17 protein-coding genes are annotated in these 14,450 nt (G+C 67.4%); 1 reads left to right on the top strand and 16 read right to left on the bottom strand.

The annotated features are described in order from the left end of the window. The 3 genes from A5713_RS02455 to A5713_RS02445 all read right to left on the bottom strand — a co-directional run. The coding region (locus A5713_RS02455) for an HNH endonuclease signature motif containing protein (protein WP_082972727.1) at positions 1–1,566 on the bottom strand (1,566 nt) is incomplete at its 3' end. A gap of 32 nt (positions 1,567–1,598) precedes the next feature. After that, positions 1,599–2,588, bottom strand: a complete 990-nt coding sequence (locus tag A5713_RS02450) for a DUF4436 domain-containing protein (protein WP_082972726.1) — start codon at positions 2,586–2,588, stop codon at positions 1,599–1,601. A 225-nt stretch (positions 2,589–2,813) separates the two neighbouring features. Then, entirely contained in the window at positions 2,814–3,704 is an 891-nt protein-coding gene (locus tag A5713_RS02445; protein ID WP_068092170.1) for a formylglycine-generating enzyme family protein, read from the bottom strand. 331 nt (positions 3,705–4,035) lie between these two features. On the opposite strand from A5713_RS02445, the gene pstS reads away from it, so the two are divergent. Next, on the top strand, positions 4,036–5,163 hold the full coding sequence (gene pstS, locus A5713_RS02440) for a phosphate ABC transporter substrate-binding protein PstS (RefSeq protein ID WP_068092158.1): 1,128 nt from the start codon (positions 4,036–4,038) through the stop codon (positions 5,161–5,163). A gap of 11 nt (positions 5,164–5,174) precedes the next feature. Here pstS and A5713_RS02435 read toward each other — a convergent pair whose 3' ends face one another. The 13 genes from A5713_RS02435 to rplC all read right to left on the bottom strand — a co-directional run bounded on the left by A5713_RS02435 (position 5,175) and on the right by rplC (position 14,435). Next, entirely contained in the window at positions 5,175–6,110 is a 936-nt protein-coding gene (locus A5713_RS02435) for a DUF4436 domain-containing protein (protein ID WP_067924218.1), read from the bottom strand. 43 nt (positions 6,111–6,153) lie between these two features. Continuing rightward, complete coding sequence (locus A5713_RS28950; protein WP_231980214.1) at positions 6,154–6,828, bottom strand: hypothetical protein; 675 nt, start codon at positions 6,826–6,828, stop codon at positions 6,154–6,156. Then, positions 6,803–9,163: an arylsulfatase gene (locus A5713_RS02425; RefSeq protein ID WP_068092155.1), complete on the bottom strand. Its 2,361-nt coding sequence runs from the start codon at positions 9,161–9,163 to the stop codon at positions 6,803–6,805. Before A5713_RS02425 ends, A5713_RS28950 begins: the two co-directional genes overlap by 26 nt. Before the next feature lie 115 nt (positions 9,164–9,278). Then, complete coding sequence (gene rpsQ / locus A5713_RS02420; protein ID WP_067924220.1) at positions 9,279–9,623, bottom strand: 30S ribosomal protein S17; 345 nt, start codon at positions 9,621–9,623, stop codon at positions 9,279–9,281. Further along, on the bottom strand, positions 9,623–9,856 hold the full coding sequence (gene rpmC, locus A5713_RS02415; protein WP_067924221.1) for a 50S ribosomal protein L29: 234 nt from the start codon (positions 9,854–9,856) through the stop codon (positions 9,623–9,625). Before rpmC ends, rpsQ begins: the two co-directional genes overlap by 1 nt. Beyond that, positions 9,856–10,272 (bottom strand): 50S ribosomal protein L16, encoded by a 417-nt coding sequence (rplP, locus tag A5713_RS02410; protein WP_007167840.1) that lies wholly within the window; start codon positions 10,270–10,272, stop codon positions 9,856–9,858. Before rplP ends, rpmC begins: the two co-directional genes overlap by 1 nt. A gap of 3 nt (positions 10,273–10,275) precedes the next feature. Next, positions 10,276–11,115, bottom strand: a complete 840-nt coding sequence (gene rpsC / locus A5713_RS02405) for a 30S ribosomal protein S3 (protein ID WP_067924222.1) — start codon at positions 11,113–11,115, stop codon at positions 10,276–10,278. Then, complete coding sequence (rplV, locus tag A5713_RS02400) at positions 11,115–11,657, bottom strand: 50S ribosomal protein L22 (RefSeq protein WP_068092153.1); 543 nt, start codon at positions 11,655–11,657, stop codon at positions 11,115–11,117. The genes rpsC and rplV overlap by 1 nt, the downstream gene beginning before the upstream one ends. Continuing rightward, on the bottom strand, positions 11,654–11,935 hold the full coding sequence (rpsS, locus tag A5713_RS02395) for a 30S ribosomal protein S19 (protein ID WP_010908582.1): 282 nt from the start codon (positions 11,933–11,935) through the stop codon (positions 11,654–11,656). Before rpsS ends, rplV begins: the two co-directional genes overlap by 4 nt. Positions 11,936–11,953: 18 nt before the next feature. Then, complete coding sequence (gene rplB / locus A5713_RS02390; RefSeq protein WP_067924224.1) at positions 11,954–12,796, bottom strand: 50S ribosomal protein L2; 843 nt, start codon at positions 12,794–12,796, stop codon at positions 11,954–11,956. A 29-nt stretch (positions 12,797–12,825) separates the two neighbouring features. After that, a complete protein-coding gene (gene rplW / locus A5713_RS02385; protein WP_067924225.1) occupies positions 12,826–13,128 on the bottom strand; it encodes a 50S ribosomal protein L23 in 303 nt (100 codons plus the stop codon). Further along, positions 13,129–13,782 carry a 50S ribosomal protein L4 gene (rplD, locus tag A5713_RS02380; RefSeq protein ID WP_068061950.1) on the bottom strand — a complete coding sequence of 218 codons (654 nt, stop codon included), beginning with the start codon at positions 13,780–13,782 and terminating at the stop codon, positions 13,129–13,131. Then, a complete protein-coding gene (gene rplC, locus A5713_RS02375; RefSeq protein WP_067924227.1) occupies positions 13,782–14,435 on the bottom strand; it encodes a 50S ribosomal protein L3 in 654 nt (217 codons plus the stop codon). The genes rplD and rplC overlap by 1 nt, the downstream gene beginning before the upstream one ends. Positions 14,436–14,450 lie beyond the last annotated feature (15 nt).

The following is a 14,450-nucleotide window of genomic DNA, read 5'->3' as shown; positions in this document are numbered from 1 at the left end:
CGCGGCAAGGGGACTAGTTCTGTCGTAGGCCGGTGGCATGATCGAATGTATGTTCGATTCAAAGGGGTCGTCGGTGGGGGCGTCGCGGGGCCGGTAATGCGCGGTGTCGCTTGGTTGCCGGACCGCGGTGCGGGCCATTCGATTCTGTCGACGTTCGGTGGCCACGCGCGTGGCGCGGTCCCGGGCGCGGGTGCGTCGTCGGGTTGGCATCATCGCCGTGCGCTCGGCGCAGTAATCCTGGAACGGGTCGACTTCGGGGGCCGCGAGCGCCCCGGTGGCCCAGCACAGGCTTGGGAACAACAGCGCGCTGCCCGGGGTGGTGACATAGATGCGCCCAGCCGGGGAAGTCAGGATCAACGTCGCGTCGGGCAGCTGCTTCTCCTGCCAGCCCCAGAAGGCTTTCACCAAATGATGCGTGCGGCACAAGCATTTGAGGTTGGAGGCATGGGTGGGCCCGCCGACACTGTAGGGGATCGTGTGGTCGATGTCGCAGGCCACCGCCGGGCAATCACAGCCGGGCCAGCGGCACGTCAGATCCCGGCACCGCACGAAATCGGCCAACGCCGCAGACGGCACATAGCCCTGCTCCGGGGGTGCATCGGCGGGGTGGACCAGCGGCACCAGCTTGGCCGAGGCGGCCAACTCGGCGACCACCTCGGGCGGAATCAGCCCATCGGCGCGGACCTCGCAGCCCGGCGCGGCGCCATCGCCGTCGAGGGTGGCCCGCTCGGCGAGCACATGAATCACCACCGCACTCGCCGGTGACCGGCCGCCCGCGGCGCAGTCTGCGCGCCCGCAGCGACACCCCAGCCGGTCGGCCCCGGCGGCCAGCGCCCCCAACCCATCCGCGCGGCGCTGCGCTCGGGTGCGCGGATCGTGCGCGCATACCGTGGCCGCCAACGCGTTCAGCCGCGCTTCGAGGGCGTGCGCATCGGGGCTGAACAGCACACCCTCAAGGCGGGCCAGGCCGTCCCCCATTTCGCCGATCCACACCTCGCGCCCCGCCGCGCGCTCCCGGCGCCGGCGCACCGCATCGGCGTCAGCCCTGGCCACGATCTTGTCCACCTGCGCGCCCAGCCGGCCCTGCGTCAGTGAGGGCCAACGCACCACGTTGGCGGCCAACTGCACGTCCACGGCCGCCAACACCTCGGCATCGGTGATCAGATCGGTCCGAAACACCAACGTCTGAAACATCCGGAAGTCGATCTCGCCCGCTTTGAAGACCGCACCCACCTTCGGCAACCGCTCACGCATCGCCCGCGCGTACCGGACCCGGCTGGCCGCCATCCCCTGGCTGATCCGCAGCTCCGCAGCGATCTCGGCCGCCACCGCCGCCTCGGTATCCACCGCCCACTCTTCGGTCTCGCCACACCGGGACAGCCGGTAGGCGAACAACTCCCCGACGCAGCACAACTGCGCCGCTGCCGCCCGATTCTCCGCCCGCGCACACCACGACACCCGCTCCAGCAACCCCGACGACTCCGCCGTCTTCGACGGATACCGCCGCTCGAAATGCTCATCAAACGCGGCGATCACCTCCACCGACGACCCCTTTGAATCGAACATACATTCGATCATGCCACCGGCCTACGACAGAACTAGTCCCCTTGCCGCACCCAGGAGAAGATGTACAAGCTCATCGCCGTCACCAACGCCAGCAGCACCCACTGCACCAACGCTTGGTCGATCCATGAACCGGGCGGTGGGCTGCCGGGAAGGATATTGCGCAGCGGCACGACGGCGAACAGCATCGCGGCGTACCACGTGCCGAACGGCGGCACGAACTTCCGCCTGCCCATCGCCATCGGAATGGCCACCAACAGCGCCACGGTCGGCAGCGCCATCAGGACAAGGCAGATGACCAGGTCGAAGACAAGCGGCCCGTCGGCCCGCTCCAGGGTGACGACCACGTTGCCGGTGTCCATCGACCGCGAAGTCCGAAGACCGCTGGGGTCGCGTACGCGCTCGACGTTGATGTTCCAACCGTCCAACGAGCCGGTTACCTCGACGATGGCCGGCACCTTCCTGCGGTTGTCACCGGCCCCCACGAACGCGTCGGCCGCGATCGGCTCGGTCTTGTACTTGTCGAATGGCCAGTTCCGCGGATTTCCGTGCGCCTCGATGGTGGTGGTGAGCTGCGCCGGCGCCTTTCCCTTGGGGTAGTTCAGGTCCCCGAGGTCGCTCGTCGGATACAGCCGCACGGCGACGTCGTTGCCCAACACGTCGAATCGTGGGTCGTACTGCGCAACCCCCGGATAAACGAGGACGTTGACGGTGAGCCGGTTCGCGACGGGTTTCAGCTCCTCGACGCGTAGCTGCACGATGGTGGCGTCGCCCCCACCCTGGCTCAGATCCAGGGGAGGGAGCGGACCCGATTCCCGCTGCAGCGCATGGACCCCCAGCAGCGAGAGCGCGTAGGTGATGACGACGGTGACCAGGACGGCCACACCGATCTCGATCTGCGACCTCGTCAACTTCGGCGGCTTGACCTTGCCCGCCGGTTTTTTCTTTTTCTTCGGCGCCGCGGCCGTCGGCGCGGCGGGCGCACCGACCGCCGGTTCGGCCGACGCCGGCGCCTCAGACGTCATCGGTCGACCGCCGCGGCTGCTTGCTGGTGCCGCGCCGGCATGGCTGCCGAGGTGCACTGTAACGGGGCGCCACGTGGTGGGATGCTAGCGAACAGCCCTCCCGGTCGCGCGGCGAATTCCTATGTCCGCGTGTGTCTGGCGGTTCCGTCACCCGCTGGACATCCTCGGTTCACCCACTGGACGACGACTTGCACGGCACCAGGCGGCGACACGGCGAACCGTTTGCTAGCGGGACTCCGCGTCCACCACGCAGCGAAACCCGATGTGGGAGGTCGCCGAGTCCTGCGACTGCGGCGACCGGGCCGCCGGGCGGTAGCGGTGGCAATACTCCGGCGCGCACAGGTGCGAACCGCCTTTGAGGACTTGGTTGATCGAGGGGTTCGGTGGCCCCGTTGGGGTGCAACAGGCTTTCGGCAGCTGATCGAGCCGGTGGTGTGCGGAGAACTCGGTGGCGGTCCACTCCCATACGTTGCCGATCATGTCGAGCAGGCCGAACCCGTTGGGCGGAAACGTCCCCACCGGAGAAGTCCCCACCCAGCCGAGCGCACCACCGTTGCGGTAGGGGAAGTCGCCTTGCCACGTGTTGGCCATCAGCCGGCCATCGAGCCTGGCCTCGTCCCCCCAGGAGTAGGTCGTCGTGCTTCCGGCGCGCGCCGCATACTCCCATTCGGCTTCACTGGGCAGGCGCCGACCGGCCCAGCGGGCGTAGGCCACGGCATCCGGATAGGCCACCTGCACCACTGGATGGTCGAGACGGTCTGCGATGTCGCTGTCCGGTCCGAACGGGTGGGACCAGCTGGCCCCCGCCACCCAGTGCCACCATTGGCGCCAGTCACGCAGATCCACCGGGCCCCGCGTCGGGCGAAAGACCATGGCACCGGGGCACAGATCGTTGGGATCGGCGCCTGGATAGAGCGCCGGGTCGATGGGTTGTTCGGCGACCGTCACATAGCTTGTCGCGGCGACGAATTCGGCGAACTGCGCGTTGGTCACCGGGTGCCGCTCCACCGCGAACGGGCCCACGGTGGCCGTGTGGATGGGTGCCTCTTCGGGGTAGAAGCTCGTCGAGCCCATGCGGAATGACCCGCCAGGCAAGTCGACCAGCTCGGTAAGCACCACCTCAGCGTAGGACCACCACGAGCCGCCAGTGACGCACCGGCAGTAACGCGCGCATGCGCGGATAACTGCCGGCGGCCTCACGGCCAAACACGTCGACGCCGGGCGACATGAATCCCCTTCCGCCCTAGGCGATTACTGCCGCGCGACACCCGCTATTCGCCCAGCCGAGCCAACCCGTTCACCTGAATTTGGTTTGCTTGCTCGGTCGATGCCGTTAAGTCTCGACATGTGCCGAACGGGGTGACGTTCCCGACCCCGCCCTTCGGCGCCGGGCGCCATCGCCGACGCCACGCACCCGGATCTGTTGCCCGCAAGGAAATCAAGCGAAGTGAAGCGCAAACGATTGGCCGCGACCATCTGCATGCTGGCCGCGGCCGCTCTGGTGCTTCCGGCATGCAGCAACGCTCCCGCCACCCTGCCGTATACCGCTGGGGCGAAGGTCAACTGCGGCGGTGACCAGAACCTGCTGGCCAGCGGATCGACCGCACAAGCCAACGCGATGAACCGATTCATCGCCGCCTACACCAAGGCCTGCCCGGGCCAGAATCTCAACTACACGGCCAACGGGTCCGGCGCCGGGGTCGGCGATTTCCTGGCCGGCAAAACCGATTTCGCCGGGTCTGACATACCGCTGACGCCCGACCAATACGCGGTGGCGAAGCAGCGATGCGGCGGCGCCGACGCCTGGAACCTGCCGGTGGTGTTCGGCCCGCTCGCCATCACCTACAACCTCGCCGCGGCCGACTCCTTGGTGCTCGACGGACCCACGCTGGCCAAGATCTTCAACGGGACCATCACGCGCTGGGACGATCCGGCCCTCACCGCGCTCAACGCCTCCATGCCCGCCGAGGACATCCACGTCATCTACCGCAGCGACGCCTCGGGCACCACCGACAACTTCCAGTCTTATCTGCAGGCCGCGTCCGGCGGGGCGTGGAACAAGGGCACGGGCAAGGCCTTCAACGGCGGCGTGGGGACCGGCGCCGCCGGCAACGCCGGCACCGCCGCGCTGGTGAGGACCACCGAGGGCGCGATCAGCTACAACGAGCTGTCGTTCGCGCTGAAGGAAGGGCTTTTCGCCGCGGAGATCAAGACGCCGGCCAGCCGCAGGTCATTACGGCCGGTGCGGATCGGCGCCGACGCGGTCGGCAAGACCATCTCCGGCGCCAAGGTCATCGGCGACGGCAACAATCTCGTGCTCGATCTCTCGGCGTTCTACAACCCGGCCCAACCCGACGTCTACCCGATCGTGTTGGCCACGTACGAGATCGTCTGTTCGACCTATCCCAGCGCCGACGTGGCCAAGGCGGTCAGGGCGTTCCTGCAGGCGGCGATCGGCCCCGGCCAGGTCGACCTCGCGAAGATCGGCTACATCCCGCTGTCGGTGGACTTCCGGGCACGGGTCTCGAGCGCCGTCGACGCGATCGGCCCCGGTGACACGTCGAATTCCGAGTAACCCGGGGCTGGCTAGGCCCTCTTCGGTGTCTTCTTCTCCCGGGATCGCCACCAGGCGACGATGAACAGGGACATCGCGGTGACCAGACCGATCAACACCCACAGCACGACGGCCTGGTCGATCCACGACCCCGGCGGTGGAGAACCGGGCAGGAAGTTGCGCAGCGGCACGACGGCGAACAGCAGCGCCGCGAACCAGGTTCCCAGCGGCGGCAGGAATGTGGTCCGGCCCAACACCATCGGGATCGCCACCCACAGCGCCAGCACCGGCAGGGCGATGAGGACCAGGCAGATGCCGACATCGAAGATCAGCGGACCCTTGGAGCGCTCCAACGTGATGATCACATTGTCCTGGACGTCGGGGTTGGGGTCTTCGGGGTCGTGGACGCGCGTCACGGTGGCGTCCCAGCCGTCCAGCTTCCCGGTCACCTCCACGCGGGCGGGTGCTTTCTCGCGGTTCTGGCCCGTACCGGTGAACACGTCGGCCGCGAGGACTTCCGTCTTGTACGAGTCGAACGGCCAGTTTCCGGGATCACCGTGGGCGACGAGGGCGGTGCTGACCTGCGCGGGCGCCTTGCCGACCGGGTACTGCAAGTCCCCCAGATCGTTCTCCGGATACAACCGCACGGCCGCATCGGTCGTCAGCACACCGAAGTTCTTGTCGTACAACGAGTCCTTCGGGTAGACAAGCACGTTCACCGTCAGGCGGTTCGCGACGGTATCCAGCTTCTCGAGGTGCACCTGCACGACGCTGTCGTCGGCCTCGAGCTTACTGAAATCCACCGGGGGCAGCGCGGGTGCCGACTTTGCCAGCAGGTGCACGGCGATCAGCGACAGCACGTAGATGACGATCACGGCCACGACAATGCCGAAAGTAATCGCCATTTGCCGGCCCCGGTGGGCGGCCGGCGCCGGCGGCGCGGGGGGAGCCGGGTTCCCGGCGGTCATTGCAGCATCACGGGCCAGATGCTAGCAGGGACAACGGCAATTTTCAGGGGATAGTGACGGCGAATTCCTGCATTACCGTGGATTTCGCCGCGTCGAAACCCGGGGCTTTGCCGGGCCCCTCCAGATGGACGGCAACCAGATACGCCTGGGTGTTCGTCCAGATGTGGGCGATGCGGTCGGCGAATTCGTTTGCTCCGGGCCCACCACCGGCACCGGTGAGCAGCTGGCTGCTGTAGCCACAGAACTGGGCCGCCATGACGGTGACCCTGGCGTTCGGGTTCGCCCGTCCCAAGTCGCCGGCGTAACGCAGAAACGCGCCGCCCGGATCGAGGTCGGTACGGGTGATGGTCACCCGCACCGACATGCCGTCGGGCCCGGCGGCCGTCAACGCCACGTCACCCGTGCCGGGGGTCGAACTCCAGCCGTCCGGCAGCGGGACGGTGAGCACGGGCGCCACCGGGTCGGACACCGAGGCCTTGGTCATGGAGCCGCCGGCCGGTGGCGGGAAGCACACCAGGGCATTGGGCGGAATGTGGTCGGGCAGCGTGGTTTCGACGCCGGGCACCGGCTCGGCCGGGTCGGACAGCCGCGTGGTAGGGGTCGTCGGCGAGGCGGTCGGACCGATGGCGGTGCCGGCGGTGGTCTTCTCGCACCCCACCGCCGGGATCACCAGCAAGCACAGCGCCAGGACTTCAATCGCGCGAAAAGGCAAGCGCAATTTCGGCTTCCACGTCCACATAGGGCCGGCCGGACAGGTCGACGGTGACCTGCGTGATGGTGCCGCCGGTGAACGAGAACGGCGCCTTGTAGCGGCTGCACACCGCCGAGCCGCCGTTGCGCCCGACCGTGATGCCGGCACCCGCGATCCCGAACGTCCCAGGGTGCGTCTGCACGTCGGCGAGGGTGCCGACCACGTCGTCGTCGATGAACAACGTGACGTCCCCGAGCGGCGTATGGCTATCGGGCACGGTTGCGGTCCGCGCATAGCTCACGCCCAGCAGATGCCTGCCCAGCGGCACCGCGCCCGACGACGAGACGGCCTGCTGCCGCTCGCCCAGGAAGTTGTAGACGTAATGCAGGCGCCCGTCCTGGATGAACAGCACGTGCCCGCCGTGCGCGCCGCCCTGCTTGAACAGCACCCCCTCCGCGCCGGTGGTATCCACGCTCACCTCAGCCAGCACCGAGAACGACCTGCCCCGGATTTCGGCGCCCGCACCGATGCTCACGTCCGCGCAGTCGGGATAGTAGACGTAACTCGTCCTGTCACCGACAAGGTACGGGCGGAACCGCGTCATCGTCTCCAAGATGTTCAGGTCCGACAGCGGCAGCCCGTTGTACTTGGCGGCTTCGGAGAACCACAACGCCTTGAGTTCTGAGAGTTTGTCCGGGTGTTCGGCGGCCAGGTCGTGGCACTGGCTGCGGTCGGCCTCGATGTGGAACAGTTCCCAGCGGTCGGCGTCGAAATGCGACCATCCGGCCGGGGTGGCCGCATGGATGGTGTTGGCGAACCAACCCTCATGCCATATCCCGCGCGTACCGAGCATCGAGTAGAACTGAGTCCGCTTGCCGGTGCCCGCGGCCGGATCGGCGAGGGCCGCTTTGAAACTCACTCCGTCGAGTGGCCTCTGCGCGATGCCCCGGACGGTTTCGGGCGGTGTCATGCCCAGCAGGTCGTAGACCGTGGGCGTGATGTCGCAGACGTTGACGTAGGTGTCGCGGATCTCCCCATGTGCGGCAACACCGTCGGGCCACGAGATGATCGCCGTGTCGGCGATGCCGCCCTCGTGCGACGCGTACCGCTTGTAGAGCTTGTACGGGGTGTTGAAGGCCATCGCCCAGCCGATCGGGTAATGGTTGTAGGTCTGCGGGCCGCCGAGGTGATCGAAGAGCTTCATGCTCTCTTCGACCGTGTCGATGTAGCCGTTGAAGAACTTGCCCTCGTTCACCGACCCGTTCGGCCCGCCCTCCCCGCTGGCGCCGTTGTCGGAGATCACCACGATGATCGTGTTGTCCAGCTGACCGGAATCCTCCAAATAGTCCAGGATCCGGCCGATCTGGGCGTCGGTGTAGCTCAGGAAGCCGGCGAACACCTCGGCCATGCGGGAGAACAGCTTCTTCTCGTCATCGCTCAGCGAATCCCACGGCCGCACCGTGTCCTGCAGGGGCCAGGGCTCGCCGTTCGGCCCCGTGACGTCCGCGTACGGGTTGACCGGCGACAGTTCGGTGTCCGGCGGCACGATGCCCATCGACTTCTGGTTGTCCAGCACGATCTCGCGGTAGGCCTCGTAGCCCATGTCGAACTTGCCGGCGTAGCGATCGGCCCAATCTTTGAAAACGTGGTGCGGCGCGTGGCCGGCGCCCGGGCAGACGTAGCTGAACCAAGGCTTGTCCGGCGCGATCACCTTGGCGTCGCGGATGAATTCGATGGTCTTGTCGGCGAGGTCTTTCGAGAGGTGGTAGCCGTCTTCGGGCGTGCCCGGCGGGTTGACCGGATGGTTGTCGTAGACCAGGTCGGGATACCACTGGTCGGTCTCGCCGCCCAGGAAACCGTAGAACCGCTCGAAGCCGCGCGCGATCGGCCAATGCCGTTTGGTGGCCGCGAGATTGGACTCTTCCAGCGGCGTCAGGTGCCACTTGCCGACGCAGTACGTGTTGTATCCGCGCTCCGCGAGCACCTCGGAGAGCAGGGCGGTGTCGAACGGGATGCGACCGTTGGCGTTGGGGAAGGCGTCGGTGAACTCTTCGATGGTCGCCATGCCGACGGTGGTGGCGTTGCGGCCGGTCAACAACGACGCCCGGGTTGGCGAGCACAGCGCGGTGGTGTGGAATTGCGACAGCCGAACACCGCGCTCGGCGATGCGGGTCATCGCTGGCATCTCGACCAGGCCGCCGAAACAGTCCCACGTGGCAATGCCGGTGTCGTCCCAGACCAGGTACAGGATGTTCGGCGCGTTCTCCGGTGCGGTCGGCGCGGCGTACGGGCCCCAGTCCGGCTCGGAGTCCCGGATATCCAGCTCGATCTTGCCCTGAAAGGTTTGGGAGTCAGTCGACATGCGCCGAGCGTAACGCGACCGCGAAACTTCCGACCTTTTTTCGCGGTGCCGTCACGCTCGGCAAAGCGAAACGCCCGAGACCTCGGGTCCCGGGCGTTTCGATATCGCTTCGCGGCTACTTGGCCTTTTCCAGAATTTCGACGAGCCGCCACCGCTTGGTCGCCGACGTGGGACGCGTCTCCATCAGCGAGACGCGGTCGCCGATGCCCGCGGTGCTGTTCTCGTCGTGCGCCTTGACCTTCTTGGTGGTACGGATGATCTTGCCGTACAACGGGTGGCGCACGCGGTCTTCCAGCTCGACCACGATGGTCTTCTGCATCTTGTCACTCACGACGTAGCCGATGCGGGTCTTGCGCCGCCCACGCACCTTCGGAGTGGCCGGAGTGTGCTTGGAGCCCTTCTCTTTCGAGCCGGCGTCCTGCGCGGCCGCCTTCGGAGCCGCCTTCTTCGCTTCTGCCATCACGATTCCTTACCGTCGGGCCCGCTAGCCAGGCCCAGTTCCCGTTCGCGCAGCACGGTGTAGACGCGCGCGATCTCCTGCCGCACCGTGCGGAGCCGCCGGTTGTTGCTGAGCTGCCCGGTCGCCATCTGGAAACGCAGGTTGAACAGCTCCTCCTTGGATTCGCGCAGGCGCTCGGCCAGCTCCTCGTCGGTGAGCTCACGCAGTTCGCCAGGCGAAATTCCCACTGCCATCAGAACTGATCCTCTCGGGTCACGATGCGTGCCTTGATCGGCAGCTTGTGGATTGCACGGGTGAGTGCCGCCCGGGCCACCTGCTCGTTGGGGTAGCTCAGCTCGAACAGCACGCGGCCCGGCTTGACGTTCACGACCCACCACTCCGGCGAGCCCTTACCCGAACCCATCCGGGTCTCGGCGGGCTTCTTGGTCAGCGGGCGGTCCGGGAAGACGTTGATCCAGACCTTGCCGCCACGCTTGATGTGGCGGTTGATCGCGATACGAGCGGACTCGATCTGGCGGTTGGTGACATAGGCGTGCTCCAGGGCCTGGATGCCGTAGTCACCGAAGTTCACCGCCGTGCCGCCGCTGGCGATGCCTCGCTGGCGGGGGTGGTGTTGCTTACGGTGTTTAACCCTGCGGGGAATCAACATGATTCAGCTCTCCGTGCTCTGCGGTTCTGCAGCGGGCGGCGTCTCCGCCGCGGCGGTTGCAGTGCTTTCTTCGGCGCCCGCGGCCGCGCGGCCGGCCTCGGTGCTGGTCGCCGTGGTGCCCGACGCACCGCTGCGCCGGGGCCGCGTGCCCGACGGGCGCTCGCGGCGCGGACGGTCGGCGCCCGCCGGGGCGGCCGCGGCCAATTCCCGCTTGCCGCCGACGATGTCGCCCTTGTAGATCCACACCTTCACACCGATGCGGCCGAAGGTGGTCTTCGCCTCGTACAGGCCATAGTCGATGTCGGCGCGCAGCGTGTGCAGGGGCACCCGGCCCTCGCGGTAGAACTCCGAGCGGCTCATCTCCGCGCCGCCAAGGCGGCCCGAACACTGCACCCGGATGCCCTTGACGTTCGGCTGGCGCATCGCCGACTGGATGGCCTTGCGCATGGCGCGGCGGAACGCCACGCGGTTGCTCAGCTGCTCGGCGACACCCTGGGCCACCAACTGCGCCTGCGACTCCGGGTTACGGACCTCGAGGATGTTGAGCTGAACCTGCTTGCCGGTCAGCTTCTCCAGGTCCGCACGGATGCGGTCGGCCTCGGTGCCGCGGCGCCCGATGACGATGCCCGGACGCGCGGTGTGGATGTCCACCCGCACCCGGTCACGGGTGCGCTCGATCTCCACGTCGGCGATGCCGGCGCGCTCGAGTCCGGTGGACAGCAGCCGCCGGATGGCGACGTCTTCCTTGACGTAGTCCGCGTACTGCTTATCGGCGTACCAACGCGACTTCCAGTCCGTGGTGATGCCCAGCCGGAAGCCGTGCGGATTGATCTTCTGGCCCACTAGTCTGAGCCTCCCTTCGCTTCCGAGGTCTCAGCAGTTGCCTTAGAAGTCTTCGCCTCGGCGGTTTTCGCCGGAGCCTTCTTCGCCGGTGCCTTCTTGGCGGGCGCCTTGGATGGGGCCTTCTTCGCGGCGGCCTTGCTGGCCTCGGCGCGGCGGGCCCTCGTCGACTTCGCCGAACGCTGGTCCTTGGCGGGCCGGCTCTCCACCACGACCGTGATGTGGCTGGTGCGCTTGCGGATCCGGAACGCGCGACCCTGCGCGCGAGGGCGGATGCGCTTGGCGGTCGGGCCCTCGTCGGCGTAGACGGTCGCGACCACCAGGGTCGACGGGTCCAGCCCGTTGTTGTTCTGCGCGTTCGCCGCTGCGCTGGCGATCACCTTGGCAACCGGCTCACTGGCGGCCTGGGGCGCCCAGCGCAGGATGTCCAGCGCGTCGGCCACCGACCGGCCGCGCACCAGGTCGATCACCCGGCGCGCCTTGGTCGGCGAAACCCGCACGAACCGCGCCTTGGCGACCGCGGACGGGAATTCGGTTGTGGTCATCGCCGTTTGGCCTTCCGGTCGTCCTTGATGTGTCCCTTGAAGGTGCGCGTCGGCGCGAATTCACCAAGCTTGTGACCGACCATCGCCTCGGTGACGAACACCGGGACGTGCTTGCGTCCGTCGTGGACGGCGAAGGTGTGGCCGATGAAGTCCGGGATGATCGTCGAACGTCGCGACCAGGTCTTGATGACCTGCTTGGTGTTCTTCTCGTTCTGGACGTCCACCTTCTTGAGCAGGTGGTCGTCGACGAACGGGCCCTTCTTCAGGCTGCGTGGCATGTGCTACTCCTCGAGTTCCTAGCGACCGTGCTTCTTGCCGGTGCGCCGGCGCCGGACGATGAGTTTGTTGCTGGCCTTGTTCGGGTGGCGGGTGCGACCCTCCGGCTTGCCCCAGGGGCTCACCGGGTGCCGACCACCGGACGTCTTACCCTCACCACCACCGTGCGGGTGGTCCACCGGGTTCATGACCACACCACGGACCGAAGGGCGCTTGCCCTTCCACCGCATGCGGCCGGCCTTGCCCCAGTTGATGTTTGCCTGCTCGGCGTTGCCCACCTCGCCGACCGTGGCGCGGCAGCGCACGTCGACGCGGCGGATCTCACCGCTGGGCATGCGCAGCGACGCGTAGGAGCCCTCCTTGCCGAGCAGCTGGATGCTCGAGCCGGCGGACCGCGCCAGCTTGGCGCCACCGCCCGGCCGCAGCTCCACGGCGTGGATCACGGTACCGGCCGGGATGTTGCGCAGCGGCAGGTTGTTGCCCGGCTTGATATCGGCGTTCGCGCCCGACTCCACCACGTCGCCCTGCGAAAGGCCCTGCGGCGCGATGATGTATCGCTTCTCGCCGTCGAGGTAGTGCAGCAGTGCGATGTTGGCGGTCCGGTTCGGGTCGTACTCGATGTGCGCGACCTTGGCGTTGACGCCGTCCTTGTCGTTGCGGCGGAAGTCGATCACCCGGTAGGCGCGCTTGTGGCCGCCACCCTTGTGGCGGGTGGTGATGCGGCCGTGTGCGTTACGGCCGCCATGGCCGTGCAGCGGGCGCACCAGCGACTTCTCCGGCTCCGACCGGGTGACCTCGGCGAAGTCGGACACGCTGGAGCCGCGGCGGCCGGGGCTCGTCGGCTTGTACTTACGAATTGCCATGTCTAATCAGGTCTTTCTCTCGCGCGCGGCTAGGCCGGGGCCCCGAACAGGTCGATCGGCTTGCTACCCGGCGCCAGCGTGACGATGGCCCGTTTGGTGCTCTTGCGCTTGCCGTACCCGGTCCTGGTGCGCTTGCGCTTGCCCTGGCGGTTCGCGGTGTTCACCGACGCGACCTTGACGGCAAAGATCTTCTCGATGGCGATCTTGATCTGCGTCTTGTTCGAATCGGGGTGCACCACAAAGGTGTACACGTTCTCATCCAGCAGCCCGTAGGACTTCTCCGAGATGACCGGGGCCAGGATGATGTCGCGGGGGTCGGTGATGGTCGCCATCTACGCCGAAACCTCCTCGGTGCTAGCAGCGTTGCCCCCGATGTAGGCGTTGAGCGCCTCGACGCTGAACACCACGTCGTCGGAGCGCAACACGTCGTAAGTGTTGAGCTGGTCGGGCGTCAGGATGTGCACACCCGGCAGGTTGCGCACGCTCTTGGCGCCGGCCTCGTCGCTGCGGCCGATCACGATCAGCACGTTCTTGCGGTCGGTCAGCGTGCCCAGAAACGCCCTGGCGTTCTTGGTCGACGGTGTCTGACCAGACACCAGCTCGGTGACCGCGTGGATGCGGCCGTTGCGCGCCCGGTCCGACAATGCGCCGCGCAATGCCGCGACGATCATCTTCTTCGGGGTGCGCTGGGCGTAGTCGCGTGGCTTGGGGCCGTGCACGACGCCGCCGCCGGTGAATTGCGGGGCCCGCGTCGAACCCTGACGGGCACGACCGGTTCCCTTCTGCCGGTACGGCTTCCGCCCGCCGCCGCTGACCTCGCCGCGAGTCTTCGTCGAGTGCGTGCCCTGGCGCGCCGCCGCCCGCTGCGCGGTGACCACCTGGTGCATCAGCGCGATATTGGCCGGGGCGTCGAACAATTCGGCCGGCAGCTCCACGGAGCCCTCGACCTTGCCGTCCGGCGTCTTCACGTCAATCTTGAGCGCCATTACTTCTCACCTCGTTTGATCGCGCTGCGGACCACCACGAGCCCACCGGTGCGGCCGGGGACCGCACCCTTGATCAACAGCACGCCGTTCTCGGTATCGACCTTGTGCACCACCAGGTTCTGGACCGTCACCCGGTCATTACCCATGCGGCCCGCCATCCGGGTGCCCTTGAAGACCCGGGCGGGGGTGGCGCAGCCACCGATGGAACCCGGCCGGCGGTGCACCGCCTGCGCGCCGTGACTGGCGCCCTGGCCGCGGAAGCCGTGCCGCTTCATGGTGCCGGCGAAGCCCTTGCCCTTGGAGGTTCCGGTCACGTCGACATAGGCGCCGTCGGCGAAGATCTCCGCCGTCAGCTCCTGGCCGACCTGGTATTCGCTGGCGGCGGCCTCGTCGTCGAGCCGCAACTCGGCCAGGTGGCGGCGCGGGTTCACGCCCGCGGCGCTGTACTGACCGGTCACCGGCTTGTTGACCTTGCGGGGGCTGATTTCGCCGTAGGCCAGCTGAACGGCGCTGTAACCGTCACGCTCGGGTGTACGGATGCGGGTGACCACGTTGGGCCCCGCCTTGACCACCGTCACCGGGACGACCCGGTTGTTCTCGTCGAACACCTGCGTCATGCCCAGCTTGGTACCCAGAATGCCTTTTCTTGCCATGAGTTCACCAAGCCC

The sequence above is a fragment of the Mycobacterium sp. E2497 genome, assembly GCF_001668695.1.
GTDB lineage: Bacteria > Actinomycetota > Actinomycetes > Mycobacteriales > Mycobacteriaceae > Mycobacterium.
The sequence above is the reverse complement of the archived record's forward strand: the minus strand, read 5'-3'. Positions and strand labels throughout refer to the sequence as shown.

What these genes read in the sequence shown, in the direction of transcription:
- A5713_RS02450 (WP_082972726.1), bottom strand. Translation starts at nt 2,588, where the DNA reads ATGACGTCTGAGGCGCCGGCGTCGGCCGAACCGGCGGTCGGTGCGCCC.
- A5713_RS02435 (WP_067924218.1), bottom strand. Translation starts at nt 6,110, where the DNA reads ATGACCGCCGGGAACCCGGCTCCCCCCGCGCCGCCGGCGCCGGCCGCC.
- A5713_RS02425 (WP_068092155.1), bottom strand. Translation starts at nt 9,163, where the DNA reads ATGTCGACTGACTCCCAAACCTTTCAGGGCAAGATCGAGCTGGATATC.
- rpsQ (WP_067924220.1), bottom strand. Translation starts at nt 9,623, where the DNA reads ATGGCAGAAGCGAAGAAGGCGGCTCCGAAGGCGGCCGCGCAGGACGCC.
- rpmC (WP_067924221.1), bottom strand. Translation starts at nt 9,856, where the DNA reads ATGGCAGTGGGAATTTCGCCTGGCGAACTGCGTGAGCTCACCGACGAG.
- rplP (WP_007167840.1), bottom strand. Translation starts at nt 10,272, where the DNA reads ATGTTGATTCCCCGCAGGGTTAAACACCGTAAGCAACACCACCCCCGC.
- rplV (WP_068092153.1), bottom strand. Translation starts at nt 11,657, where the DNA reads ATGACCACAACCGAATTCCCGTCCGCGGTCGCCAAGGCGCGGTTCGTG.
- rpsS (WP_010908582.1), bottom strand. Translation starts at nt 11,935, where the DNA reads ATGCCACGCAGCCTGAAGAAGGGCCCGTTCGTCGACGACCACCTGCTC.
- rplB (WP_067924224.1), bottom strand. Translation starts at nt 12,796, where the DNA reads ATGGCAATTCGTAAGTACAAGCCGACGAGCCCCGGCCGCCGCGGCTCC.
- rplW (WP_067924225.1), bottom strand. Translation starts at nt 13,128, where the DNA reads ATGGCGACCATCACCGACCCCCGCGACATCATCCTGGCCCCGGTCATC.
- rplD (WP_068061950.1), bottom strand. Translation starts at nt 13,782, where the DNA reads ATGGCGCTCAAGATTGACGTGAAGACGCCGGACGGCAAGGTCGAGGGC.
- rplC (WP_067924227.1), bottom strand. Translation starts at nt 14,435, where the DNA reads ATGGCAAGAAAAGGCATTCTGGGTACCAAGCTGGGCATGACGCAGGTG.